This is a genomic window from Pararhizobium gei (genome assembly GCF_029223885.1).
GTDB classification, from domain to species: Bacteria; Pseudomonadota; Alphaproteobacteria; order Rhizobiales; family Rhizobiaceae; genus Pararhizobium; species Pararhizobium gei.
On the sequence record NZ_CP119409.1, the window covers coordinates 1,729,707 to 1,755,368 of the forward strand.

Annotated in this window: 23 protein-coding genes; 10 read left to right on the forward strand and 13 right to left on the reverse strand. The window is 60.0% G+C overall.

Annotated elements, in window-relative coordinates:
* Positions 1–118: 118 nt before the first annotated feature.
* The 4 genes from PY308_RS08385 to PY308_RS08400 form a co-directional block, all read right to left on the reverse strand.
* On the reverse strand, positions 119–1,291 hold the full coding sequence (locus PY308_RS08385; protein WP_275790096.1) for a GGDEF domain-containing protein: 1,173 nt from the start codon (positions 1,289–1,291) through the stop codon (positions 119–121).
* 104 nt (positions 1,292–1,395) lie between these two features.
* Positions 1,396–2,559 carry an alanine racemase gene (alr, locus tag PY308_RS08390; RefSeq protein ID WP_275790099.1) on the reverse strand — a complete coding sequence of 388 codons (1,164 nt, stop codon included), beginning with the start codon at positions 2,557–2,559 and terminating at the stop codon, positions 1,396–1,398.
* A gap of 121 nt (positions 2,560–2,680) precedes the next feature.
* Positions 2,681–3,325, reverse strand: coding sequence for a TerC family protein (locus PY308_RS08395; RefSeq protein ID WP_275790103.1), 645 nt, complete (start codon positions 3,323–3,325; stop codon positions 2,681–2,683).
* 135 nt (positions 3,326–3,460) lie between these two features.
* On the reverse strand, positions 3,461–4,960 hold the full coding sequence (locus PY308_RS08400; RefSeq protein WP_275790105.1) for a replicative DNA helicase: 1,500 nt from the start codon (positions 4,958–4,960) through the stop codon (positions 3,461–3,463).
* A 443-nt stretch (positions 4,961–5,403) separates the two neighbouring features.
* On the opposite strand from PY308_RS08400, the gene PY308_RS08405 reads away from it, so the two are divergent.
* Complete coding sequence (locus PY308_RS08405; protein ID WP_434064215.1) at positions 5,404–7,056, forward strand: MFS transporter; 1,653 nt, start codon at positions 5,404–5,406, stop codon at positions 7,054–7,056.
* Between the two features lie 15 nt (positions 7,057–7,071).
* On the forward strand, positions 7,072–8,124 hold the full coding sequence (locus PY308_RS08410; protein ID WP_275790106.1) for an HlyD family secretion protein: 1,053 nt from the start codon (positions 7,072–7,074) through the stop codon (positions 8,122–8,124).
* 79 nt (positions 8,125–8,203) lie between these two features.
* Here the strand turns inward: PY308_RS08410 and rplI are convergent, their stop codons facing one another.
* The 5 genes from rplI to PY308_RS08435 form a co-directional block, all read right to left on the reverse strand.
* On the reverse strand, positions 8,204–8,779 hold the full coding sequence (gene rplI / locus PY308_RS08415) for a 50S ribosomal protein L9 (protein WP_275790109.1): 576 nt from the start codon (positions 8,777–8,779) through the stop codon (positions 8,204–8,206).
* A gap of 25 nt (positions 8,780–8,804) precedes the next feature.
* Complete coding sequence (locus tag PY308_RS08420; RefSeq protein ID WP_275790112.1) at positions 8,805–9,782, reverse strand: DUF2232 domain-containing protein; 978 nt, start codon at positions 9,780–9,782, stop codon at positions 8,805–8,807.
* A 204-nt stretch (positions 9,783–9,986) separates the two neighbouring features.
* A complete protein-coding gene (gene rpsR, locus PY308_RS08425) occupies positions 9,987–10,235 on the reverse strand; it encodes a 30S ribosomal protein S18 (protein ID WP_275790115.1) in 249 nt (82 codons plus the stop codon).
* 18 nt (positions 10,236–10,253) lie between these two features.
* Positions 10,254–10,703: a 30S ribosomal protein S6 gene (rpsF, locus tag PY308_RS08430; RefSeq protein WP_275790119.1), complete on the reverse strand. Its 450-nt coding sequence runs from the start codon at positions 10,701–10,703 to the stop codon at positions 10,254–10,256.
* A gap of 316 nt (positions 10,704–11,019) precedes the next feature.
* The gene (locus tag PY308_RS08435) at positions 11,020–13,014 is read right to left on the reverse strand and encodes a putative bifunctional diguanylate cyclase/phosphodiesterase (protein WP_275790122.1); all 1,995 of its coding nucleotides are present in this window, start codon (positions 13,012–13,014) and stop codon (positions 11,020–11,022) included.
* Between the two features lie 292 nt (positions 13,015–13,306).
* Between PY308_RS08435 and PY308_RS08440 the strand changes: the two genes are divergently transcribed.
* Positions 13,307–14,350: a class I SAM-dependent methyltransferase gene (locus PY308_RS08440; RefSeq protein WP_275790124.1), complete on the forward strand. Its 1,044-nt coding sequence runs from the start codon at positions 13,307–13,309 to the stop codon at positions 14,348–14,350.
* 107 nt (positions 14,351–14,457) lie between these two features.
* On the opposite strand, the gene PY308_RS08445 is transcribed toward PY308_RS08440, so the two are convergent.
* A complete protein-coding gene (locus tag PY308_RS08445; protein ID WP_275790126.1) occupies positions 14,458–15,501 on the reverse strand; it encodes an aldo/keto reductase in 1,044 nt (347 codons plus the stop codon).
* A 247-nt stretch (positions 15,502–15,748) separates the two neighbouring features.
* On the opposite strand from PY308_RS08445, the gene fabD reads away from it, so the two are divergent.
* The 7 genes from fabD (at position 15,749) to gmk (ending at position 22,693) form a co-directional block, all read left to right on the forward strand.
* Complete coding sequence (gene fabD, locus PY308_RS08450; RefSeq protein WP_275790129.1) at positions 15,749–16,693, forward strand: ACP S-malonyltransferase; 945 nt, start codon at positions 15,749–15,751, stop codon at positions 16,691–16,693.
* Between the two features lie 25 nt (positions 16,694–16,718).
* Positions 16,719–17,456: a 3-oxoacyl-[acyl-carrier-protein] reductase gene (fabG, locus tag PY308_RS08455; protein WP_275791063.1), complete on the forward strand. Its 738-nt coding sequence runs from the start codon at positions 16,719–16,721 to the stop codon at positions 17,454–17,456.
* A 312-nt stretch (positions 17,457–17,768) separates the two neighbouring features.
* Positions 17,769–18,005, forward strand: a complete 237-nt coding sequence (locus PY308_RS08460; protein WP_018327362.1) for an acyl carrier protein — start codon at positions 17,769–17,771, stop codon at positions 18,003–18,005.
* Between the two features lie 206 nt (positions 18,006–18,211).
* Positions 18,212–19,471, forward strand: a complete 1,260-nt coding sequence (gene fabF, locus PY308_RS08465) for a beta-ketoacyl-ACP synthase II (RefSeq protein WP_275790146.1) — start codon at positions 18,212–18,214, stop codon at positions 19,469–19,471.
* A gap of 294 nt (positions 19,472–19,765) precedes the next feature.
* Entirely contained in the window at positions 19,766–20,950 is a 1,185-nt protein-coding gene (gene mltG / locus PY308_RS08470; RefSeq protein WP_434064247.1) for an endolytic transglycosylase MltG, read from the forward strand.
* Positions 20,951–21,140: 190 nt separating this feature from the next.
* A complete protein-coding gene (locus PY308_RS08475) occupies positions 21,141–22,028 on the forward strand; it encodes a YicC/YloC family endoribonuclease (RefSeq protein WP_275790150.1) in 888 nt (295 codons plus the stop codon).
* A 2-nt stretch (positions 22,029–22,030) separates the two neighbouring features.
* On the forward strand, positions 22,031–22,693 hold the full coding sequence (gene gmk, locus PY308_RS08480) for a guanylate kinase (RefSeq protein WP_275790153.1): 663 nt from the start codon (positions 22,031–22,033) through the stop codon (positions 22,691–22,693).
* Positions 22,694–22,705: 12 nt separating this feature from the next.
* Here gmk and rsmA read toward each other — a convergent pair whose 3' ends face one another.
* The 3 genes from rsmA to PY308_RS08495 are packed head-to-tail and all read right to left on the reverse strand — an operon-like array spanning position 22,706 to position 25,515.
* Positions 22,706–23,533: a 16S rRNA (adenine(1518)-N(6)/adenine(1519)-N(6))-dimethyltransferase RsmA gene (rsmA, locus tag PY308_RS08485; protein WP_275790156.1), complete on the reverse strand. Its 828-nt coding sequence runs from the start codon at positions 23,531–23,533 to the stop codon at positions 22,706–22,708.
* A complete protein-coding gene (gene pdxA, locus PY308_RS08490) occupies positions 23,533–24,561 on the reverse strand; it encodes a 4-hydroxythreonine-4-phosphate dehydrogenase PdxA (protein ID WP_275790159.1) in 1,029 nt (342 codons plus the stop codon). The genes rsmA and pdxA overlap by 1 nt, the downstream gene beginning before the upstream one ends.
* Before the next feature lie 9 nt (positions 24,562–24,570).
* Positions 24,571–25,515 (reverse strand): SurA N-terminal domain-containing protein, encoded by a 945-nt coding sequence (locus tag PY308_RS08495; protein ID WP_275790161.1) that lies wholly within the window; start codon positions 25,513–25,515, stop codon positions 24,571–24,573.
* Positions 25,516–25,662 lie beyond the last annotated feature (147 nt).

Consider the following 25,662-nt stretch of genomic DNA (forward strand, 5'->3'; position numbering starts at 1 on the left):
CCGGAGAGCTGCGCGCCAAGGGAAGCCGACGCTACAGCGTCTTACAACAAAGATTGGCCGCCATGGAAGCGTTCTCTCTTTGTTCCAGGAAAAACCTGCAGTTCGCCTGCAAAAAATGTCAGGATTTTTTGGACACCAGTTGCAGGACCGGCGTGAGCGGTTGCTTTTCAGGTTTCGGCAGGACCTGATTTCGGCCTGCTTTCTTGGCGGCATACAGGGCCTTGTCCGCGCGGGCGATGGCGTCATGGACCGAGTGATCGTTCGAGGTCATCACATCCACGCCAAAACTCGCGGTGATCGACAGCGATTCGTGGCCTGCCGGCCAGCCCGCTTCGGCGATTGCGACACGAATGGTGTTGGCGATGGCATAGGCGCTTTGATGGGAGCAGTCCGGGAGATGGATCACGAACTCCTCTCCTCCAAATCGTGCGATCGCGGTGGATTGCCCAAGCATCGTGCGCATCATCTGGGCTACGCCACGCAACACGTCGTCGCCGACCGCATGGCCGAATGTATCGTTCACGCTCTTGAAATGGTCGATGTCGCAGGTGACGACAGCGGCCGGGCGGCTCCTGTCGGTGCCGACAGCCCTTTCGAAACCGCGGCGATTGAGCAATCCTGTCAGCGCATCCCGTTCGGCGGCGTCGCGATAATGCAAGACGACATTGACCGTGACGGCAGCCAGCGCCGTCAGGGCGAGCAGGAGGCCGCCGACCATGGCCGTGACCTGCATGACGAAGGCATAGGGCGAGGTGACGAAACTCTCCAGCGTTCCGCTCGATTGCGCCAGTATGAAAATGATATTGCGCACAACCGCCTCGCCGACAACCAGCGATGCCACGAGGATCAACGCCCGGTCGACGCCGTGTCGAGCACTGTTTCGCACGGTGATGAGCGGAATGGCCAGCAGGTAAGAGCAGGTGAGGTCGCTGATCAGCAGTTCGGCCTGAAGATCGCGGCGCACCGCGACGATATAGACGAGAATGGCGAAGCCGAGCACGCAGGCACCGACCCGGTGCTGAAGCTGCAGACGTTTGCCGAAATGGACGAGAACAGCCTGACCGTAGAAAAAGAAGGCCGTCAGGAACAATATCTCTGCCAGGATCGCCTGTGCCACCACCGGCATGAGGCCCGTCAGGAATTGAACGCTGAAGGCGGCGGAAGCCGAGAGATAGCCGCACCCCCAGGAGAGAGCGGTTTTCGATCCGTAGCGCCAGACGATCAGGAAGGCGACGCCGAAAAGGGCCATCATGACCGGTAGCAGGAATGCGAATTGTTCGCCTGACGCCATAGCCTCTCACCATCGCTGCCCGTCACGGCTCCTACGCCGCGTGAGGGATTGCTCTGGTGCTTTATGACCTGAAAATCTTTAAGATTTCGCGCGGTCGCCCCTGTCTATTCGGCTTCGATATAGGCGCGATCGTACCGCTGTCCGAGGCTGGTCAGCATTTCGTAGCCGATCGTGCCGCCGGCGCGGGCGACGTCGTCTATGGCGATGTTTTCACCGAACAGCTCGATGTAATCGCCGGGCCTTGCCGCATTGACGGGAAGGTCGGTGACGTCGAAGAGGCTCAGGTCCATCGTCACCCGACCCAGATGGGCGACCTTATGGCCGTGCAGGAATCCATAGGCGCCCGACGGCGTGGCCTGGCGCAGCGCGACGCCACCTCCGGACACGGATCGGTGATAGCCGTCGGCGTAGCCGATGGCGACGATGGCGACACGGCTGTCGCGGGCAAACTGCGCCGAGGCGCCGTAGCTTGCCGTGTCGCCTGTCCTGACATCGCGGATCTGCAGGATGCGGGCCTCGGAGGTCACGACCGGCTTCATCATGTTCGGAGCACCGTTGACAGCTTCGCCACCATAAACCGCGATGCCGGGCCGGGTCATGTCAAAATGGTATTCTGATCCGAGATGGATGCCGGCCGAGTTGGCCAAGCTTGATTCCACACCTTCGAAAGCAGCGGTAACCGCTCGAAATGATTCGAGTTGGCGACGGTTCAGCGGATGTGCCTGATCATCGGCGCAGGCGAGGTGGCTCATCACCAGTATGGGCGAGAAACTGGCCGGACGCGCCGGGTCGTTCGCCAGCATCAGCGCTTCCTTCATGCTCAGACCCAGCCGGTTCATGCCCGTATCGACATGCAGCACGCAGGGGTGATCGCCGCGCTCCGACAGCGCCGACATGAAGAAGGCAAGCTGTTCCTCGGAGTTTATGATCGGCACGAGGCCGTTGTCGAAGAACAGGTGCTCGTTGCCGGGCCACATGCCCGCCAGGATATAGATGCGGCCGTCCGGCACCAGGGGGCGAAGTTCGGCGCCTTCTTCCGCATTGGCCACGAAGAAATCCCGCGCGCCAGCTGCATAGAGCGTCTCCGCGGCCGGTTCGATACCGATGCCATAGGCGTTGGCCTTCAGGATCGCCGCAGCCCGCGCCGTGCCGGACAATTTGTCCATTGTGCGCCAATTGTCGGCAAGGGCGCCGAGATCGATGATCAGGCGATTGGAAGCGGCATCGAAACCGGCAAGCGCGGCGGAGGTGTCATCTGAATCGGTCATGGCGACAGGGATACAGCCAAGGCGCGCCGGCTGCAATTGCTTCTTCGTCGACCGGGAGCGTGTCCTTAAAAAACAAGGCGGCGCCCCTGGGCGCCGCCAAACAAACCTGCGGAACGGGATATTACATGAAGGTGGACATCAGCACCGGTTCCACCTCCATGAAGCCTTCGTAGATCATTTTCAGCGCCACGAAGAAAATGATCGCCAGACCGACATAGGAAATCCAGTGGTAGCGGTGCAAGAGCTTGGCAATGAAGGACGCGGCAAGGCCCATCAGCGCGATGGAGATTACGAGGCCGAGGATGAGGATATTGGGATGCTCGCGCGCGGCACCTGCAACGGCGAGTACATTGTCGAGCGACATCGAAATGTCGGCCACGACGATCTGCAGGGCGGCCTGTTTCAGGGTTTTGCGCGGGCCCTTGCTGCCAATGGTCCCGTCCTTGTCCACGTCCTCGCCGGACAGCGTTTCTATGCTCTCGGACTCTTCCTTGGCGGTGGTGCGCAGTTCGCGCCACATCTTCCAGCAGACCCACAGAAGGAGAATGCCGCCGACCAGAAGCAATCCGAGAATTTCGAGAAGCTGCGTGGTCAGAAGCGCGAAGATGATGCGCATGACAGTTGCGGCTGCAATGCCGATCATGATCGCCTTGTTGCGCTGATCCTTGGGCAGGCCGGCAGCCGCCAGGCCGATGACGATGGCATTGTCGCCGGCAAGCACAAGATCGATCGCAAGCACTTGCAGCAGCGCGATTAAGGCATCCATGAAACGATTTCCCCCAGTAACGAAAAGGCACGGCGGCGATGGTGCCGTGACGAATACAATGTCCCCCGATTAACGGTAAACCTGCAACTTTGCAATGTGGCGCGGAGCCGCAAAACGGGCAAAAAAACACATTCGTCAGTGCTCGTACTGGGTGAACGAGGGGTCTGCGAGGTCGGTGAAGCGCGTGAATTCCGCCTGGAAAGCGAGCTTCACGGTTCCTGTGGGGCCGTGACGCTGCTTGGCGATGATCACGTCGGCGGTGCCCTTGACGGCTTCGAACTTCTGTTTCCACTCTTCGTATTTCGGGTCGAATTCGTCGCGCGGTTCCATGTTCTTCACATAATATTCCTCTCGGAACACAAAGAGCACGACGTCGGCGTCCTGCTCGATCGAGCCGGATTCCCTGAGGTCGGAAAGCTGTGGACGTTTGTCCTCCCGGCTTTCCACCTGACGGGAGAGCTGCGAGAGCGCAATGATCGGCACATTCAGTTCCTTGCCGAGCGCCTTCAGGCCGGTGGTGATCTGGGTAATTTCCTGGACGCGGTTGTCGCTCGATTTGCCCGACCCGGTCATCAGCTGGATATAATCCACCACCAGGCAGTCGAGGCCGCGCTGGCGCTTCAGGCGGCGCGCACGGGCTGAAAGCTGCGCGATCGAGATGCCGCCGGTCTGGTCGATATAAAGCGGCACCTTCTGCATGTGCTGCGAGCAGGCTACCAGTTTCTCGAAGTCCTGCTCGGAAATGTCGCCACGCCGAATCTTGGAGGAGGAGACCTCCGTCTGCTCGGAAATGATACGGGTCGCCAACTGTTCCGAGGACATTTCCAACGAGTAGAAACCGACGACGCCGCCGTTCTTCGCCTTCATCGAGCCGTCCGCCTGCACTTCGCCTTCGTACGTGGCGGCGATATTATAGGCGATATTGGTGGCAAGCGAGGTCTTGCCCATGCCCGGACGTCCGGCAAGAACGATCAGGTCGGAGCGCTGCAACCCGCCCATCCGGCCGTCGAGCGAGTGGATGCCCGTCGAGATGCCCGACAACGAGCCATCCCGTTCGAAGGCCTGGCCTGCCATGTCGATGGCCAGCGCCACGGCATCGTTGAAAGCCTGGAATCCGCCGTCGTAGCGGCCGGTTTCGGCCAGCTCGAACAGACGCCGTTCGGCGTCTTCGATCTGGCTCTGCGGCGGCATGTCGAGCGGCGCATCATAGGCGATGTTGACCATGTCTTCGCCGATGGTGATCAGCGAGCGCCGCAAAGCCAGGTCGTAGATGGCGCGGCCGTAATCTTCCGCATTGATGATCGACACCGCTTCGGCGGCAAGACGAGCCAGATATTGCGCGACCGTCATGTCGCCGACCTTTTCGTCTGCCTTCAGAAAGGTCTTGATGGTCACGGGGTTTGCAGTCTTGCCCATGCGGATGATGTCGCCCGCGACTTCGAAGATCTTCCGGTGCAGCGGCTCATGAAGATGCACGGGCTTGAGGAAGTCCGAGACGCGGTAGAAGGCATCGTTGTTGACCAGGATGGCGCCGAGAAGCGCCTGCTCGGCTTCAAGATTGTTGGGGGCTTCGCGATAGGTTGCGTCGCCCTGATCTTTCGCCATAGGTACAATTCTCCGCGCAGCTTCGTTCATGGCTCTCGTCTCTCTTCGTCTTCTGGTGCGGACATGCGTGCGCGGAAATTGCCTGCGCGGTCAAGAGCGTTGCGGCAACAGGTTCTGGTCGCGGTGTTCCGCAGCCAGGCCGTCACCGTTGTTCACAGGCCGCTGTGCAATTCGGCCGTAAATCTTGCACCGCTGCCATTTCCGCTTGACCGGCGAATCGCCGGCGGTAAGGCCGTCATCCTATCGCTTTTGCGGCGCATGTTCACTCTCCGCCTTGCTTGACAACGAAGACCGGTCGACTAACTAGGAAAAGCGAGCGTGCCACCAACATGCGAAGAGGCAGGACATGCTGAAAACCGCCATCGACCGCGATCTGTTCGGTTCCACGCTCGAAATTTAATCGGCTGAAGACTTGCACCGGCGTGACGGGATGTGCTTGTCATAGCGCCGCAATCGGGCGGGAGTAATGGCCGATGTCCGCGACAGCCGCGCACGGGGAAGACTGGAAGCCGGAAACGGCGGAAGCGCTGCCTGCGGTCGTGCCGCCCCCTGTGCAGATGGGGCCTTTGCGGGCTGCCGTCTATATGGCGACCTCGGTGCTGCTCTTCGTCACGCAAGGGCTGGGCCTCAATCTGCTCAACGCCAACATCTATCAGCTGCAGGGCTCGCTCTCTGCCACCACTGCCGAAATCGCATGGCTTTCGGCGGCCTATATGGCACCTTATGCCTCCCTCTCGATCGGCTTGTTCAAGATACGCTCCCAGTTCGGGTTGCGGCGGTTTGCCGAACTCAGCGTGGTGTGCTTTGTCCTTGCTTCGGTCCTCAATATCTTCGTGTCCGATCTGCACCCGGCCATCGTCGTTCGGTTTCTCAGCGGCATGGCGGCTGCGCCTTTGTCCACGCTCGGCTTTCTCTATATGCTCGAAGCCTTTCCGCCGGCACGCAAGCTGTCGGTCGGCATCAGTCTTGCGCTGATGAACACGACACTTGCGGCGCCGCTGGCCCGCATCATATCGCCTGAGCTGATGGATCTCGGCGGCTGGCATGCGCTCTACGTCTTCGAACTGGGTCTTGCCCTGATCGTGCTGCCGCTTATCTATCTCCTGCCTCTGACCTCGCCGCCGCGCGTCAAGGTGATCCAGAGGTTGGATATTCTAAGCTATCTTCTGCTCGCTGCATGTTTCGGCTGTCTCGCCGTGTTTCTGACGCTCGGCCGCATCTACTGGTGGTTCGAAGCGCCCTGGCTCGGCCTCCTGCTTGCCCTGGCGATCGCCTGCCTGACGGTACTGTGCCTTATCGAACTGCCGCGCAAGGTCCCGCTCGTCGATCTGAGATGGCTGGTCTCCAGGGAGAACCTGCATATGGCGGCCGTTCTTCTGCTTTTCCGGGTGGTCAGTTCGGAGCAGACGACGACGGCGGCCAATTTCTATATGCAACTCGGCTTGCTCAACGACCAGACGCAGACCCTTTACGCCATCATTCTGCTTGCCTCGATCGCCGGCGGTCTCTTGTGCACCGTGCTGATGATGACGCGCTACGTCGAGACGGCGCATGTGATGGCGCTGGCGCTCATCGCCTCAGGGGCCTTGCTCGACAGCCAGTCCACCAGCCTGACGCGGCCGGAACAGATGTATCTGAGCCAGGCCATGGTGGCTGCAGGCGCGGCGATGTTCCTGCCGCCGGTCATGTCAAAGGGCTTTGCCGCCGCCCTGTCGAAAGGCGTGCCCTATATCCTGAATTTCCTGGTGATTTTCCTGTTTACCCAGAGCATTGGCTCGCTCTGCGCGTCGGCAGCGCTCGGCACCTTCGTAACGATCCGGGAGAAATTCCATTCGAACGTGCTTGTCGAGCATGTGCTGCTCACCGATCCTGCCGTGGCCGCGCGCGTGTCGCAGCTCTCCTCCGTCTATGGCAAGGTCGTCACCGATCTGTCCCTGCTAAAGGCGGAGGGGCTTGTCCTTCTCGGCCAGCAGATCACCCGCGAGGCGAATATCCTCGCCTACAACGACGCTTTCCTGGCGGTTTCGATGACAGCTTTCGCCGGTCTCTTGCTCCTGCTCGGACATCTCGTCCTGCAGAAGTTCGTCTTTCGCCAAGCCACCCCCGTGGCCGTCAGCCAAACCTGAATGCGCAGGATATCCATGAACCCGTTCCGCTCTCCCGCCTCGACCATCGTTCTCATCGCAGGCGTCGCCGGTATCCTTCTGGTCCTCTATGCCTGGCGGCTTCCGCCCTTCGCCACCAGTTTCGAGCTGACCGACAACGCTTATGTCAAAGGCTATGTCACAACCGTCAGCCCACAGCTGTCGGGTTATATCGCCAGCGTTCCGGTCAAGGACTACCAGGTGGTCAAGGCGGGAGATGTGCTGGTCAAGATCGACGACCGGATCTACATGCAGCGTCTTGCCCAGGCAAAGGGAGCGCTGGATGCACAAAGGGCAACCCTGTCCAATTCCTTCCAGCAGGAGCTTTCGGGCAAGGCGGGCATCGCCTCCAGCGAGGCGCAGCGGAAAAGCGCCAATGCGACGCTGACGCGCGCGCAACAGGCCTGGGACCGGATCGTACCGCTGGCCGAAAAAGGTATTGCTACCTCGAGTGATGTCGATACCGCCCGCGCCACGCTGGAGCAGGCGCGCGCCGGCGTCGACCAGGCGATCGCGGCAATCGAGGTCTCCCGAGAAACCCTGGCGACGACCATCGGCTCGCGCGCGGGTCTGGAGGCAAGCGTGCGCAGCGCAGAAGCCGCCGTTCAACTCGCACAGATCGACCTCGACAACACGGTGATCACCGCGCCGGACGATGGGACGCTCGGCGAAATCGGTGCTCGGCTTGGCCAATATGTCACGGCCGGGACCCAGCTCATGGCCATCGTTCCGAAGGACGTCTGGGTGATCGCCAACTTCAAGGAGACCCAGCTTGACGGGATGCAGGTCGGTCAACCCGTGACATTTTCGGTGGATGCGTTGAGAAAAGCCGTCCTCAAGGGACGGGTCGAACGCTTCTCGCCCGCGGCAGGATCGGAATTCAGCGTGATCCGGCCCGACAATGCGACCGGCAACTTCACCAAGGTCGCGCAACGCATCGGCGTGCGCGTGTCGATCGATCCCGACCAGCCGCAGGCCGCGTCTCTGGTCCCTGGAATGTCGGTGGAGGTGCGCGTCAACAAGGCCGCCGCGCCGCAGGGCATGCCCTGAACGAGAAAGGTCCGCGGCATGGGCCGCGGACCTTTCCTCGATCATGAACAGCGCCCGGCGGAATGCCGGACGACTGCGATTACTCGTCGTCGCCGTCGAATTCAGCTTCCGGATTGAAGAAGTCTTCCGGCTTCAGCGCGTCTTCGTCGACGCCGTAGATGGCGTCGGCGGAGGTCAGGCTTTCGCCCTTCTGCTGGCGCTCGGCTTCATCGGCCGAACGGGCAACGTTCACGTGAACCTTGATCTCGACTTCCGAATGAAGATGCAGGACGACCTCGTGCAGGCCGATGGTCTTGATCGGGTTGTTCAGATCGACCTGGTTGCGACCGATGGTGAAGCCGCCGGCAGCCAGAACTTCGACGATGTCACGGGCAGCGACCGAACCGTAGAGCTGGCCGGTTTCGCCGGCGGAGCGGACGACGACGAAAGCTTTGCCATCGAGCTGTTCGGCAACGGCCTGGGCTTCTGACTTGCGCTCGAGGTTGCGGGCTTCAAGCGTGGCGCGTTCGGCGTCGAAGCGCTTCTTGTTGGCTTCGTTGGCGCGCAGCGCCTTGCCGAGCGGCAGGAGATAGTTGCGGGCGAAGCCGTCACGAACCTTGACGGTTTCGCCCATCTGGCCGAGCTTGGCAACGCGTTCGAGAAGAATGACTTGCATTGGTATGATCCTTTCAGGTGTTGGTTCAGAGATCTTTGTTTCTGGTGTCAGTCGTTTTCCCTGCCGGAGACAGCGCGATAGCGCGCCGCGTGTCCATTAGACCCGTCAGGAGAAAGAAGAATGCCGGTATGGTGAAGGCCACGACCGACATGTAGCCGATCCACAGCACGGGCAGCCGCCAGGACTTGCCGCGGGTGCGGAAATGAAAGACGGCAAAGCCGGCAAGCAGGAAACCTGCACCGAATGTGCCGCAGACGAGCGCTCCGACGAGCGACGGAACGCCGCCCATGAAGGCCAAAAGCAGACCGCCAAGGAAGGCGAAGATCGCGAACCGGTGCATGCGCAGCGTCGACGGTATGTCTTCGCGAGGGCGAAGGTTCTTGCCCGATGTCTGGACCACGCGGCTGGCGATGTAATACATGGCAAACAGCATCAGCACCCAGATGGCGCCCTGGACCATGGGAAGGGCAACGCTGAAGATCGACTTGATCCGGGCAACGGAATCGGGATCCGGATTGTAGAGCGGCTCCTGTTCCTTCAGAGCCGACATCACCACATCGATCATCCCGTCCGACATGGCCGAGTCATAGCCGATGATCACGCCGACCATGATCATGCCGATGGTGACGAGGCCGGCCAGATGGGTGAGGATATCGGAAAGTGGATACCAGGCGAGCGCATCCTCGGGTCCGCCGATCTCAGACGCCGGGCGCGCGAGATTGGCGAGGTGGCTCAGCCAGGCGGCGGGAACGAGCGTGATGACGGCGATGAGAAGCGCAAACCACGGCGAGACGATCGCGGCACCCGTGATGCTGGCAACGACGACGGCGGCAATCGACGCCGCATTGCCCCAACCGAGACCGGCAATGAGGATCGGCAGGGCGGAGGCGGCATAGAGCATGATCGCCAACCACGACGGCGCGTTCGCGCCAAGCGCAAGCAAGGCGGCGGTCACGCCGGCGAAAGCGCCGACCAGGAGCGGTGTCGAATTCACAGTCTTCACGGGTCGCTGTCCTGCTTATCAAGCAGTTAGAGGCATTTCCTGGCACAGGAAACGAGCCCCAACATGGGTTTTAGCGCTGGTTTTGCGCCGGTGTTTCCGATCTGCGCCCAACGCAGAAGGGAATAGACGAGGCGATGCCCTATCGCTGTTCGCCTCGTCTCGAGTTTGCTCCGTCGAATCAGTAACCCGACGGATGGTCAGGTCTTACGACATGACATAGGGCAGGAGGCCGAGGAAGCGGGCGCGCTTGATGGCCTGGGCCAGTTCGCGCTGCTTCTTCTGGGATACTGCCGTGATACGCGAAGGAACGATCTTGCCGCGCTCGGAAATGTAGCGCTGCAACAGACGAACGTCCTTGTAGTCGATACGCGGCGCATTGGCGCCCGAGAAAGGGCAGGTCTTGCGGCGGCGGTGGAAGGGGCGGCGTGCCGGAGCGGATGAAATGTCAGCCATTGTTTTCTCTCCTAAGCTTTACGCACGGTCTTCGCGCGGACGACGCGGACGGTCTTCACGGTCGCCACGGTCCGGACGCGGACCACGATCACCAAAGCCGCCGCGGTCGGGACGGTCGCCATCGCGGCGCGGACGGTCGTCGCGGTCGCGCTTCTGCATCATGGCGGACGGGCCGTCTTCATGCTTCTCGACAGCGATGGTCATGTAGCGCAGAACGTCTTCACTGATTCGCATCTGACGCTCGACTTCGTGAACGGCCGGTGCCGGAGCATCGATGTCCATCAGCACGTAATGCGCCTTGCGGTTCTTGTTGATGCGGTATGTCAGGGACTTGAGGCCCCAGTTTTCAACACGCCCGACTTTACCGCCATTAGCTTCCAGTACACCCTTGTACTGTTCGACAAGAGCGTCGACCTGCTGTGCGGAAATATCCTGCCGGGCAAGGAATACATGTTCATAAAGAGCCATGAGGCTTTGCCTTTCTTGCGTTAATCGTCACCCGATATCCGGCGGCTAAGCCTCAACGACTGTTCCATTGGCTCGGGTGAGGAGCGCGCAAGAAAGTGTTGTTTCGAGACGGTCGAGAGCGGAGACACGGGAGGCTGAACCCCTTTGGGTCCTGACAGGCTTCTTCACGGAAACCGGCCCTCCGTTCAGCCACCAGCCGGAAGACCGGGTGTTGCGAACAGCGCGCTTATACGCATTTTACGCGAAGAAGCAAGGCCTGTGGTTAGTTTTACCGCCGATCGCCGGGTTGCTGGACGGTCGATACCGGCAACGGTTCTCAGTGTTTTATGAGGTTGGCGGTCTGGGGATCGGCTGGCGGTTTCGGCTGGAAGGTCGCAGCCGGAGCGGGCCGTCCGACATAATAGCCTTGCACCTGATCTATACCGTAGGCACGCATGAGTTCAAGCTGATCTCCCGTCTCGACGCCTTCCACGAGAATATTGTGGCCGCGGTTGCGAATGAGGCTGATAATATCCTGGAGCATGACTTTGCCGCGGACTGTTGCGGCGTCATGCAGGAATGAGCGGTCGATCTTGACGGTGTCGAAGTCGATAAGCCGGAGCCAGGAAAGACCGGCAAAGCCTGTGCCGAAATCGTCGAGCCAGATCTTGATGCCGAGCGTCTTCAGATCGCTGATGCAGCGCAGGATGTCCGAATGCATTTCCATTTCCAGTCCTTCGGTGATTTCGAAGGCCAGGCGACCACCGGACACGCCGGTTTCACCGAGGATGGCGGCAACGGATGCCGCGAAGCCCGGGGTCTTGAGTTGGATGGGCGAGACGTTAACGCTCACGACGGGAACATGATCGCCGACGAGCAGCTCGCGGCAAACGGTGCGTATGCTCCAGCGGCCCAGTTCGAGAATTGCCCCTGTCCGCTCCGCTATGGGGATAAAAAGGCTCGGGGGGATCGAGGTGCCATCAAGCATTTTCAATCGCATCAACGCTTCCGCAGCATCGATCTGTCCGGATCTGAGGTGGCGGATCGGCTGATAGACGAGCGAAACCAGATCCTGGGCAATCGCGATTTTCAAAAGGGCGGCAATGTTCTCACTCTCATCGCTGCTCTGCGGGTCGTTCGGATCAAAGAGCTTGACGCAATTGCGTCCGCTTGCCTTGGCAGCATAGAGCGCCCGGTCGGCCTCATCGATGATCTTTTCGAGTTTTGAACTGCTCTGATTAAGGGTAAAGGCAGCTCCGACGCTGACGGTAACGATCGCCGTGCCATCCCGGCGCTGGCCGTGGGGCAGGTCCAGGTTTTCGACTGTTCTGCGAATGACCTCCGCGAGTGCCGCCACCTGTTCGCCGGTGTCCAGATGGGTCAGGACGATGAATTCTTCGCCGCCGTAACGCCCGATCGATCCATTGCACGGGGCGATCGACGCCTCAAGGGCATTGGCGACGAGGACAAGGCACCGGTCGCCGGCTTGATGGCCGTAGCAGTCGTTGTACCTCTTGAAGAAATCGACGTCGATCAGGATCGCCGCGAAACGGGTACCGGATTGTTGCCACTCGTCCCAATAATCCCGCAGCCGCTGATCGATGGCCCGGCGGTTGGCCAGGCCCGTCAGCGGGTCGGTATTGGATAATCTTAGCAGGGCTTTCCCGCGGTCGGATGCCTCCTTGTGCTGAACCTTTGCTTCAAGGGCGTTCAGAAAGACCTTGTAACGCTCCCGGTTGAGCTTCCAGTTCACATAGGATGTGAAGACGAAGCATGAGAAACAGAAAGTCCCGAACGCGATCCTGTAGGAGGGATCCAGAGGGGGGAAAGACATCAGGGCTGCAATAAAGATGAAGAGAATGACAAGGGACGCAATCAGGGAAAGCCGGAACTGGAAACTGAAGAACAGGTTGACGCTCATCATGAAGATCGCGCCGAAGACCATGTAGTAGGATATGCTCTGGATATCCGATGTCATGATGGCCGTGCACAGCCATGCGGCGTAGCCCGTAACGACGGCGGCTGCGGACGTGGCGTCGATCATCTCCGCGTTTGTGTTCAGCCAGATCTCTGTTTCGAGCGCCGCGATGGCGACGATGCCGACGGTGAAGCGAGCAATGATCGTGTAAAGTGCGACGTCGGGCACGAGCAGGATATCAGTGACCGAAAAAAGCAGATAGGCGGCAACGGCAATCCAGAGCCCGTGCCTGGTGGCCTGCTTTCGCACGTTTTGGCCTTCATTCTGAAAGAGCACGCGTAATTCTGCCGACGCAAGTCGCGGCGGCTCACTGTGGAGATCGATCTCAACTACGTCGGCCAGGGTGTGCTTCATGCACTATCCATTGCGTTGTGTCGCATTCTCTAACGCCTGATGTGTCTCACAGCAACCCTCGTCGTCCGACACGCATACGTCTCCGCTGTTACATGGGAGACGTTGCCGGAAAGTTTGCACCGTCTATCACGATAGAGCGGTCGCCTTAAGTTTTCCTGAATTTAGCCAACAACCTGTCTTTGTTGCAGCGCAGCAACGCCCGTTAACCATAACACGCAAAAAGTTCATATCAGGATTGGCACTCAACTCCATTTTCTCCATAGTTAATAAACCATTAACGAATGAGGTTGGAATGTCCCAAATCCAGATCGCCTTCGACGGGCAAAGCCTGATTACCCCCACTGCCATCACTACGGAACTATCGTCCGCAAGAACCGATCAGCACGATGAACAGCTGGCGATCGCCAAAGCTGAACTTGCGATCGTTCTGAGGACAGCAATGCTTCAGATCGAGGAGGGCCGGGAGCCCGCGATGATCGTAAAGCGGCTTATCGGAGCGCTTCACGACACGCGCAACAAGTTCGAGCCAAGCGTCTGGCAGGCGCTGATCCCGATCGTACAGGGTCACCCGTCTGCGAAGATTTTCCAGCAGGATCCGTTTACGCGCTGGTCCTTCGAGAAACCCCGCGGCTATTCCGGTGACGCAAGCCTGATCGACTTCATTTACGGCCATCCGGCCGTTGCGCATGAGGTCGCAAAATCCACGCCGATGGGGCTCGGGATCTACGAATATACAAGAAACGCCCCTGGACCCGTTGCCGTGCGGGAGCGGCGCGACATTCTGACCCGCTATGTGGATGAAATATCGGCCGAAAAAGGCCCGGGAACCGAGATCCTCACGGTTGCTGCCGGCCATCTGCGCGAGGCCGACAGCTCGGTCGCGCTTAAGGAAGGGCGGATAAAGCGATGGGTGGCGCTCGACCAGGATCCGCTCAGCGTAGGATCGATCACCCGTGACTTCAACGGCACCTGCATCGAGGCAATCGACGGCTCCGTCCGGGGATTGCTAAGCAAGAAGCACCAGCTCGGCACGTTCGATCTGATCTACGCCGCCGGTCTTTACGACTATCTGGCGGACAAGGTTGCGGTGAAGCTCACCCAGTCTTGCATGGACATGCTGAAGCCCGGCGGCGTTTTTCTCTTTGCCAATTTTGCGACCGGTATGGCCGATGACGGTTACATGGAATCATTCATGAACTGGGCGCTTCTGTTGCGCTCGGAAGAGGATATGTGGAAGGTCATCAATTCCAGCGTCGAGCGTAACAACGTCGAGGCTCGTGTCGAATTCGGCGCCAACCGAAACATCGTCTACGGCATCATCCGCAAGCACGCTTAGCGCTGCCTTCAAACCCTGCAGCCGTCGACCACCGCGGCCGGTGAGTTGCGCGTTTGCCCATAGTATCCCGGCTTTGGGCAAACGGTGAGTGGCAATGTATTTGTTCATCAGATCGGCGCTGGAAACTGCCGATGCAACTTGCCTATTTCCGCCATGACATCCGCCGAAAGCGTGACGTCCGCGGCTCCGATATTCAGCTTTAGCTGTTCCATGCTGGTTGCACCGATGATGACCGACGTCATGAAAGGACGGGTAAGGCTGAAGGCGAGCTGCATCTGCGCAGGATCGAGGCCGTGGACCTGGGCAAGATCGACATAAGCCCGGACAGCCTGCTCCTGATACTCTGTATACCGCCCGCCCAGATTTCCGTTGATGGTCAACCGCGATCCCTGCGGCCGCGCGCCATCCAGATATTTTCCCGACATCAAGCCGGCGGCCAGCGGCGAATAGGCAAGAAGTCCGACCTCTTCGTGATGACTGACTTCCGCGAGATCAAGGTCGAAACTCCGGTAAAGCAGGTTATATTCGTTCTGCACGCTGGCGAGACGGGGAAGGCTGTGCCGTTCGGCAAAGGTCAACATCTTCATGATGCCCCAGGCTGTGTCATTGGAGACCCCGATAGCCCGCACCTTGCCCGCCTTGACGAAGTCGCCCAGGGTTTCAAGAAGGGCAAGCAACTCGTCGGCCACTGCCGTCCGGTCCTGTCCCGACGGGTCGTAGGTCCAGGCGTTGCGGAAGTGATAATGGCCGCGATTCGGCCAGTGTATCTGGTAAAGATCCACATAGTCCGTCTGCAGCCGCTTCAGGCTGTCTTCGAGCGCTATTCTCATTGTGGCAGGACTGGCCGGACTGCCGCCGCGGATATAGGGACGTCCGGGGCCTGCGACCTTGGTGGCGATCACGACATCATCCCGCCTGGCGCGCTTGCGCAGCCAGGTGCCGATATAAACCTCCGTCAGCCCCTGCGTTTCGGCCGACAGGGGGGTGACAGGATAGAGCTCTGCCGTATCCAGAAAGTTCACGCCCTTTTCGAGCGCATGATCCATCTGCTCGTGGGCTTCCAGTTCCGAATTCTGGCTTCCCCAGGTCATGGTGCCAAGGCAAATTTCGGATACGGCAATGCCGCTGCGGCCAAGTGTTTTGAATTTCATTCTGCGCCCTGCGCCTCAATTTGGGTTCGGCGCGAATGTAGAGGCTGTTTTTTGCAGTGCAAGAGAATACCTGCCAGCTTTTGTTATAGAATTGCCCTTGCCCGCTAAGGCCTTCTTTGGCTGCTAAGCCTTGACACCCGCGGTAGGAATGTGAATGGAAAAGAAAAAACAGTGCTCTGCCATGTTTACGCGCAAGGGTGGGCACGAAAAAAACAGCGCAGCCGCCTGCGCATTGTGGAGAGACCTCATGGCAATTGCATTCACCTTTCCGGGGCAGGGCAGTCAGACACTGGGCATGGGCCGGGATCTGGCTGAAGCCTTCCCCGAGGCAGCAGCAGTCTTTGCCGAAGTCGATGATGCGCTGGGTGAAAAACTTTCCGACATCATGTGGAATGGTCCCGAAGAAGCGCTGACGCTGACCGTCAATACGCAGCCGGCTTTGATGGCCGTGTCCATCGCTGTCCTGCGCGTACTTGAGGCGAAGGGTCTCGATGTCAAATCGAAGGTCTCCTGCATGGCTGGTCACTCGCTCGGCGAATATTCGGCGCTCTGCGCCGCAGGCACCTTTACGCTTGCCGACACAGCGCGGCTGCTGCGAATTCGCGGCAATGCCATGCAGGCCGCCGTACCCGCCGGCCGCGGCGCTATGGCGGCGATCATCGGCCTTGATCATGGCGATGTTGATCTCATCTGCAAGGCTGTCTCGGATCTGGGCGCGTGCCAGATCGCCAACGACAATGGCGGTGGTCAGCTGGTGATATCAGGCGAAAAGGATGCCGTCGAAAAGGCGGCTGCTCTGGCAACGGAAAAGGGCGCCAAGCGGGCTATCCTGCTGCCGGTCTCCGCCCCCTTCCACTCGACGCTCATGGAACCGGCAGCGGATGCCATGCGCGCAGCATTGGCAACGGTTGCGAAGAACGATCCGGTCGTGCCGCTGATTGCCAATGTGCGCGCGGCACCCGTGTCGGACGCAGAAGAGATTGCACGTCTGCTGGTCGAGCAGGTTACCGGCCAGGTCCGCTGGCGCGAGACCGTGCAATGGTTTGCCGCCAACGGCGTAACGACACTTTATGAAATCGGCTCCGGCAAGGTGCTGACCGGCCTTGCCCGCCGCATCGATAAAGCCGTGACCGGCATTTCAGTCAATTCCCCCGCCGACATAGACGCGGCGCTCGAAACCCTGCTCGCTTGAGCAAGCAACGATAAGGATCATCATGATGTTCGATCTGTCTGGCCGCAAGGCTCTCGTGACCGGCGCGTCCGGCGGCATCGGCGAAGAGATCGCTCGCATGCTGCACGCTCAGGGCGCCATCGTCGGTCTGCATGGAACACGTGTGGAAAAGCTGGAAGCGCTTGGCAATGATCTCGGCGAGCGCGTCCATCTCTTTCCCGCCGATCTTTCCGATCGCGCCGCCGTCAAGGCGCTCGGCGAGAAGGCCGAAGGCGATCTGGGCGGCGTCGATATTCTCGTCAACAATGCCGGCATTACCAAGGACGGACTGTTCGTGCGTATGAGCGACGCGGACTGGGACGCGGTGCTGGAGGTCAATCTCACCTCGGTTTTCCGCCTGACGCGCGAGTTGACGCACCCCATGATGCGCCGTCGCCACGGCCGCATCATCAACATCACTTCGATCGTCGGCGTCACCGGCAATCCGGGCCAGGCCAACTATTGCGCGTCGAAAGCCGGCATGATCGGCTTTTCAAAGTCGCTCGCCCAGGAAATCGCCACCCGCAACGTCACCGTCAATTGCGTCGCGCCCGGCTTCATCGAAAGCGCCATGACCGGCAAGCTGAACGACAAGCAGAAGGATGCGATCATGGGCGCCATCCCGATGAGGCGCATGGGCACCGGGGCGGAAATCGCTGCGGCCGTCGCTTATCTCGCGTCCAACGAGGCCGGCTACGTCACGGGCCAGACGCTGCATGTCAATGGCGGTATGGCAATGATCTAGCCGGTGCAGAACCCCTATCCTGACGCATTTATGTGCAGTGCAAAGCAAGGCCGGGGAAATAGCGGAATTGCGTGTTGACCACGGGGTTCGCGGCCATTTTCGGACTTTGCGACAGCCATAAACCGTGTTAAGCGGGCCATGACTGTGCGCAGTCGATCAAAAGATTGAGGCACACGCAGCTTTTATGTGCGTGGTTTGCCGCTCTTGCGATTGAACAAACAGCCGGGATGATCGTCTTGATCTTTCCGGCCTTAACAAGGTACCGATGTCAGAACGGCATCGTTGAGAAAAACAAAGGTCGAGGAATCCGACATGAGCGACGTAGCAGAACGCGTAAAGAAAATTGTTATCGATCATCTTGGCGTCGATGCCGAAAAGGTTTCGGAAGGCGCCAGCTTCATCGACGATCTGGGCGCGGACTCGCTCGACACGGTCGAACTTGTCATGGCATTTGAAGAAGAGTTCGGCGTCGAAATCCCTGACGATGCAGCAGACTCGATTCTGACGGTCGGCGATGCAGTCAAGTTTATCGAGAAGGCACAGGCCTGATCTGAAAGTCTTGCCGGCGGGCTGCAGGGCGGCCCGCCACAAGTCCCCGGTGGGGACGGCTCCTTTGTGAGCGGCGCCTGAGCGGAGGCTTTACGGTTTCTCGGTCTCTTCGCGCATATTCGCATCATGAAAATGGATATGCTGGTCCGGTTTTAGGATGTGATCCGGTCCGGTGCTGGAATTAACAGGCAGGATGGATCACGGGTATGAGACGTGTCGTTATCACCGGTACCGGCATGGTATCTCCTCTGGGCTGCGGAACCGAAGTCACCTGGTCGCGGCTGATTGCGGGAGAAAACGGCGCTCGCAGGGTAACGGAATTCGAAGTCGAGGATCTCCCCGCAAAGATCGCATGCCGCATCCCCTTCGGCGACGGCAGCAACGGCACGTTCAATGTCGATGACTGGATGGAGCCGAAGGAACAGCGCAAGGTCGATCCTTTTATCGTCTATGCTATGGCGGGCGCCGACATGGCGCTTGCGGATGCAGGCTGGCATCCGAAATCCGTCGAAGATCAGATTGCAACAGGTGTCCTGATCGGTTCCGGGATCGGTGGTCTCGAGGGCATTGTCGATGGCGGCATCACGCTTCGCGACAAAGGTCCGCGGCGCGTCTCGCCATTCTTCATTCCCGGGCGGCTCATTAATCTCGCATCAGGTCAGGTCTCTATCCGTCACAAGCTGCGCGGCCCGAACCATTCGGTCGTTACCGCCTGTTCGACCGGCGCGCATGCGATCGGCGACGCGGCCCGCCTGATCATCTTTGGCGATGCCGATGTCATGGTTGCCGGCGGCACGGAATCGCCGATTTCGCGCATTGCCCTGGCCGGTTTCGCCGCCTGCAAGGCCCTCTCCACGCAGCACAATGACGATCCGCAAAAAGCCTCCCGTCCTTATGACGCGGACCGGGATGGTTTCGTCATGGGCGAGGGAGCGGGCATCGTGGTTCTCGAAGAACTGGAACATGCCAAGGCTCGTGGCGCGAAAATCTACGCCGAAGTGGTCGGCTACGGCCTGTCGGGTGACGCATTCCATATCACGGCGCCCGCAGAGGATGGCGATGGCGCCTATCGCTGTATGCAGATGGCGCTGAAGCGCGCCGGTCTGGCAGCGTCCGATATCGATTACATCAATGCCCACGGTACCTCCACCATGGCCGACACGATCGAGCTTCGAGCCGTCGAGCGCGTGATGGGCGAACATGCGGCCAACGTGTCGATGTCATCGACAAAATCTGCAATCGGTCATCTTCTGGGTGCCGCCGGGGCGGTGGAAGCGATCTTCTGCGCTTTGGCGATCCGCGACGGGGTGGCTCCGCCAACGCTCAATCTGGATAACCCCTCTGTGGAAACCAAAATCGATCTTGTGCCGCATGTCGCCCGTAAGCGCGAAATCAATGTGGCCCTGTCGAATTCCTTCGGCTTCGGCGGTACGAACGCCTCCCTCGTTCTTCGCCGCTATGCCTGAGGCACGTCCCGTGAGCTTGTAGAGATCGCCGGGCTTGAAAAAATCGGCGCCTTTGACAGCCATGGGCGGTAAATATGCTGTCGATCCAGCTTTTGCCGCATTGCTCGGTTCAAACCAGCGAGGACAAGGGGTGGCGACGTCGCCTGAGACCTCACTGAGCCGTCTTTTGATAATGCTGACACAAGCCCAGTGCCCCATTATGGCAAAGTCGCGAAGAATGATTCTCGTTCCTGCTTCTCTTCCGGAGTTCGCAACAGGAACCGGGACGTGCGTAAGGCGAACACCGGAACCAGGATGCTCGTGAACGACGCAAATGAAAAAGGTGCAGGCGCATTCGGCCGCGGCGAGGCCGGAAACGGCCCCATTATCCCGAAATCGGCGAACGAAGCGCTGCGTCCTGAAAAGGTGCCCCAGCCGCCAAGGCGCTCGCGCAAGGCCAAAAGCCAGGTTGTCATCTTTCTGAACTTCGTCATGACCGTCGTCGTTTGTCTTACGGTCGCTGCGGCGGCGACTGTGTACTATGCCATGACGGCTTACGAGGCCGAAGGCCCGCTGACGGCGAACAAGAATTTCATCGTGCGCAATGGTGCCGGCATCCAGGAGATCGCCGGCAGCCTCGAGCGGAATGGCGTCGTTTCCGATGGCCGCGTATTCCGCTTCATGTCGGAAGCCTATCTGGACGATGACACGCTGAAGGCCGGCGAATACGAGATCAAGGCCGGCGCCTCGATGCAGGAGGTCATGCAGCTTCTGAAGTCCGGGAAATCCATTCTCTATTCGGTGTCTTTGCCGGAGGGTCTCACCGTCAAGCAGATGTTCAACAAGCTGCGCAGCGATCCGGTCCTGGAGGGCGAACTGACGACCGAACTGCCGGCGGAAGGCACGCTTCGTCCCGATACCTATAAATTCTCGCGCGGCACCAAGCGGGCGGAAATCGTTGCCCAGATGGCTGCCGCGCAGAAGGCGCTGGTCGATCAGATCTGGGAGCGCCGGAATCCCGACTTGCCGATTTCCAGTCGCGACGAGTTTGTGACCCTTGCCTCCATCGTCGAGAAGGAAACGGGCATCGCCGACGAGCGGTCGCGGGTGGCGTCGGTCTTCATCAACCGGCTTGAAAAGAACATGCGTCTGCAGTCCGATCCGACCATCATCTACGGCATTTTCGGCGGCGACGGAAAGCCCGCGGACCGGCCGATCCTGAGGTCCGATCTCGACAAGCAGACGCCTTATAATACCTATCTGATCAAGGGACTGCCGCCGACGCCGATTGCCAATCCCGGTCGCGCAGCACTTGAAGCCGTGGCCAATCCGTCACGCACGTCCGATCTCTATTTCGTGGCCGACGGTACCGGCGGGCATGTCTTTGCCGCGACCCTGGACGAGCACAACAACAATGTCCGGCGCTGGCGCAAGCTTGAGGCCGAGAAGGCAGCCGCCGGAGCGGCAAAGACCACGGAACCGGCACCCGTTCAGGAATAGGTATTGAGACCAAGGATCAAGCCGATCCTGAAGGCTCTTATCAGCGATCTTTTGTATTACGCCTGTGGATGATACGGCTCCGATGCGCTTGACCCTTGCGGTCGGGTGCGCCGGGGCCGTAGATGTTGTTATCATCGCAGAAATATCGACGCGGGTGACGGGGCGGGCGCAGGGCGCCGAAAGGAAACCCATGCAGTTGCAATCCATGACCGGATTTGCTCGCCGCGAAGGCTCCTCCGGGCGCTATCGCTGGGCTTGGGAACTGCGCTCGGTCAACGGCAAGGGGCTTGACCTGAGGTTGCGGTTGCCACCCGGCACCGAGTATCTGGAAGCGGAAGCGCGCCAGTTGGCAACGGAGCGCTTTTCCCGCGGCAATATGCAGATCGGTCTGACGGTCAGCGCCAGTAACGCCGGGGTCGAGGCGGTGGTGAACCAGAATGCAATTGATGCCGTTCTGTCCCTGCGCGAACGGTTGCGCGACGTCATCGACCCCGCCCCGCTTCGTCTCGACACGTTGCTGTCGATCCGCGGTGTCGTCGATTTCCGCGAGCCCGAGGAGAAGGAGGGCGAACGCGCCGCGCGCGACGCCGATCTCTTGGGCGGACTGCAACTGGCCCTTGCCGACATGACCGCGATGCGGATGCAGGAAGGCTCGGCGCTGTGCCGGATCTTTCTCGATCAGATCGAGACCATCGAGACGCTGGCCCGCCAGATCGAAGCCGATCCTTCGAGAAGCCCGCCGGCGATTGCCGCCCGCCTGTCCAATCAGGTCTCCCTGATCCTCGACGGCGGCAGTGTCATCGATCAGGACCGCCTTTACGGCGAAGTGGCCCTTCTGGCTGCCAAGGCCGATATCCGCGAGGAAATAGACCGGCTGCGAAGCCACGTAGCCGCCGCGCGCGATCTTCTTGCCAGGGGAGGGCCGGTCGGGCGAAAACTCGATTTCCTGTCCCAGGAATTTAACCGTGAAGCCAATACAATCTGTTCGAAATCAAACTCCGCTGCCGTGACGGCCGCGGGCGTCGAACTGAAAGTCGTGATCGACCAGTTCCGCGAGCAGGTCCAAAATCTGGAGTGACTATGAGCCCTGTCGCAAAACCGTCCAAGTCCATTCAACGCCGTGGACTGATGCTGGTGATTTCATCGCCGTCCGGCGCGGGGAAATCGACGATTGCCCGAAATCTGCTGGAAGCCGATCCGCAGATGAGCATCTCTGTCAGCGTGACGACGCGCAAGCGTCGCCCGAGCGAGATCGATGGCCGTCACTATTATTTCAAGTCCATCCGCGAATTCGAGGGGCTCCGCCAGACCGACGCGCTTCTGGAATCGGCGGAGGTGCATGGCAATTTTTACGGAACACCGCGCGATGCCGTGGAAACCGCCATGTCGGAAGGCCGCGACATGCTGTTCGACATCGACTGGCAGGGCGCCCAGCAGCTTCAGGAAAAGATGGGCGGCGACATTGTCTCGATCTTCATTCTGCCGCCCTCCATGGCCGAACTCCAGTCGCGCCTGCACCGCCGTGCCGAAGATACCGAGGACGTCATCCAGACCCGGCTTGCCAATTCGCGCTCCGAGATCGAACACTGGGTGGAGTATGACTATATCGTCGTGAACGAGGATCTCGACAGCGCCTTCGCCTCCGTTCAGGCCATTGTCGAAGCCGAACGCCTGCGCCGCGACCGGCGGCCTGGCCTGTTCGAATTCGTCAGCGGTCTGCTCACGGAAACGCCGAAGCTTTGAACGGAGGCCGTATCAGAGACCGTTCGCCAGCCGGCAGAATTCGTCCACCGTCAGCGTTTCGGCCCGCCTTTGCGGATCTATCCCGGCCTTGGCGAGTAAGACCTCCCCGCCAAGCGACTTGACGCTCTGGCGCAGCATCTTGCGGCGTTGACCAAACGCGGCCATCGTCACTTTTTCCAAGGCTGCTGCAGAGCAGGGGATAGGATTTTCGATCGGTTCCAGATGGACCACGGACGACGTCACCTTGGGCGGCGGCGAAAAGGCCTGCGGCGGCACGTCGAAGGCCATGCGGGCATGGGTTCGCCAGCCGCAGAGCACGCCAAGGCGTCCATAATGGTCGTCGTCGGCTGTGGCGACGATCCGCAAACCCACCTCGCGCTGGAACATCAGCGTCATCGACAGGTAGAAAGGCGGCCATGCTTTGGGCAGCAGCCAGTTGATGAGAAGCTGTGTGCCGACATTGTAGGGGAGGTTGGCGATGATCCTGACCGAGCCATCAATGCCAAGGTCTTCGAGGTCGATCTTGAGGGCATCGCCTTCGATCACCGTGAGCCGGCCGGGATAATGATCGGAAATTTCAGCCAGCGCCGGCAGGCAGCGCGCATCCCGCTCTATGGCGATGAGCTTTTTTGCCCCGAGCGACAGGATGGCCCGCGTCAGGCCGCCGGGACCGGGGCCGACCTCGATCACCGTCACATCCTCCAGCGGGCCGGCCGTGCGGGCGATCTTCTGTGTGAGGTTGAGGTCGAGCAGGAAATTCTGGCCAAGGGCTTTCCTTGCATCGAGACCATGGCGCTGGATGACGTCGCGGAGTGGCGGCAGGCCGTCGATCGCAGCCATCAACCGCTCGCTTTCATGCTGTTGTCCGCAAGGGTCTGCGCCATGCGCAAAGCCGCCATCAGGCTGTCGGCGCGGGCCACGCCCTTTCCAGCCAGGCTGAACGCCGTGCCATGGTCCGGTGATGTCCGGATGAAGGGCAGGCCGAGCGTGACGTTGACGCTGTCGTCGAAACCCAGCGCCTTGGCGGGGATCAAGGCCTGATCATGATACATGCAGATCGCCGCATCATAGGTTTCGCGAGCGCGATCATGAAACATGGTGTCGGCGGGCAGGGGGCCTGTTATATTGATGCCCTCGGCTTTCAGACGTTCGATAACCGGCCGGATGACGGCGTCATCCTCGAGACCCAACGCGCCGTTTTCGCCCGCATGAGGGTTCAGGCCAGCCACGGCGATTCGGGGCGAGGCAAGCCCGAAGCGCTGTTTGAGATCCTTCACAGTGACGATACAGGTTCGGTAGATCAGGTCCGGCGTCAATTGTCCGGGAACGTCCTTCAGCGGGATATGGATCGTCACCGGGACAGCCTTCAGCTTGGGACCTGCCAGCATCATGACGGGCAGCAACGTTTTGTCAGTGGCGCGCTCGCCAAGATCGGCGAGGAACTCGGTATGGCCCGGAAATAGAAAACCGGCATCGTAGAGGACGGATTTTGCGATCGGATTGGTGACCACGGCAGAAGCACTGCCATCCATCGCAAGCTCCACAGCCTTTTCGATCGCGCCCGTGACCGCCGAAGCATTGGCTGAATCGGGCTCACCGGGGTGAACTGGACTGATACAGGCAATCGGCAGCACCGGAAAAGCGGTGGCGAAGCAGGAAAGAGCGCCCGCGCAATCGGCTTCTGAAATATGGATGTCGAGCCTCAAATGCGCCGCTCGCTGGGCAAGCGCCCTGGGGTCGCCGATCAGGAGAAAAGGCGGAGTTTCCCACGCCTTCCGGTGAACCCAGGCCGAGAGACTGATATCGAGGCCAATCCCTGCCGGATCGCCCATGCTGAGAACGAGCGGCCTGTTGCTTATTGATGTCATGAGACGGGATTACTTTTCGGTGATCTGCGCCTTCGCGCGCAGTTCTTCGATGAAGCGCTTGCTGTTCGGATCGTCACCATCGGACTTCTTGCCGAGATCCTCGGCGCGGAAGACCACTTCGGCAGCAAGATCGTCGGAAACCTGCCTCTTCTTGCAGATGCCCAGATATTCGACGCCCTTCTCGGTAACACGGGTCGCCGTGGTATTGCCCTCGCCGGCCTTTTCAACCAGAGGCTTCCAGTCAGAAGGGATTTCCTGCAGCATCATCCGGCCGAGACTACGGACGGATACGTCGCGCATCGTGGCGGCAAAAACCTTTGCTTGTTCGCAACCCGGATATTGCGAGCGCGAGGCGTTCGCTTCCGCCTGGCGCTTGCCGGTGATCGACTTCCGCTTGGATTCCGGAATGACGAAAATGATCTGTTGCAGGAAATATTCGGTCGTCACCGGCTTGTTGCCGCCGTTCTCCTGCATGCGGCGAACGAGTTCCTCGTTCGAAAGCCGCCCGCCGCTTCTGCCGCCGTAGCGGGCGCTGACAACCCGGGGCCAGCTCATGGAGACCGCCACATATTGCTTGAAATGATCGAGGCCCACGCCGGCCCTGTCGAGGACCTGCGCCAACTGTTCCACCGTCAGCTTGTTGCCGGTTGCGAAACGGTTGACGGCTGCATCGACGTCTGTCGTGCTGACGGATGCGCCGATGCGCAGAATTTCTGCCCGTTTCAAAACCTCGTCGATGATCTGTTGACGCGCGGCGGCTTCGCCGCCGGGTTGCCTTTGCAGGCGCATAAACGCAGCGCGCCTGGCGATGTCTCCCGAGGTAACAGGCAGTCCGTTCACAACGACCACGACCTTGCTCGCCGCCAGAACTGGCGACGGCGCAACGGCCAGCGCGAGACCAAAGGCGAGCGCCATCGCCGAAATCGAACGCATGACCGAATATTTCCCGCCCATATCTTTATCCCTTATCGTCTTTTCCGGATAGACAGCCTAAAGACCCACAGTTCAGGCTTCACACGTCCGCGCTGTCGTTGCACGATGCATAATACATGAGGCCGAACAATGACAAGAGCCGCAGTTAACCGCAGGTAAATGCTGTCA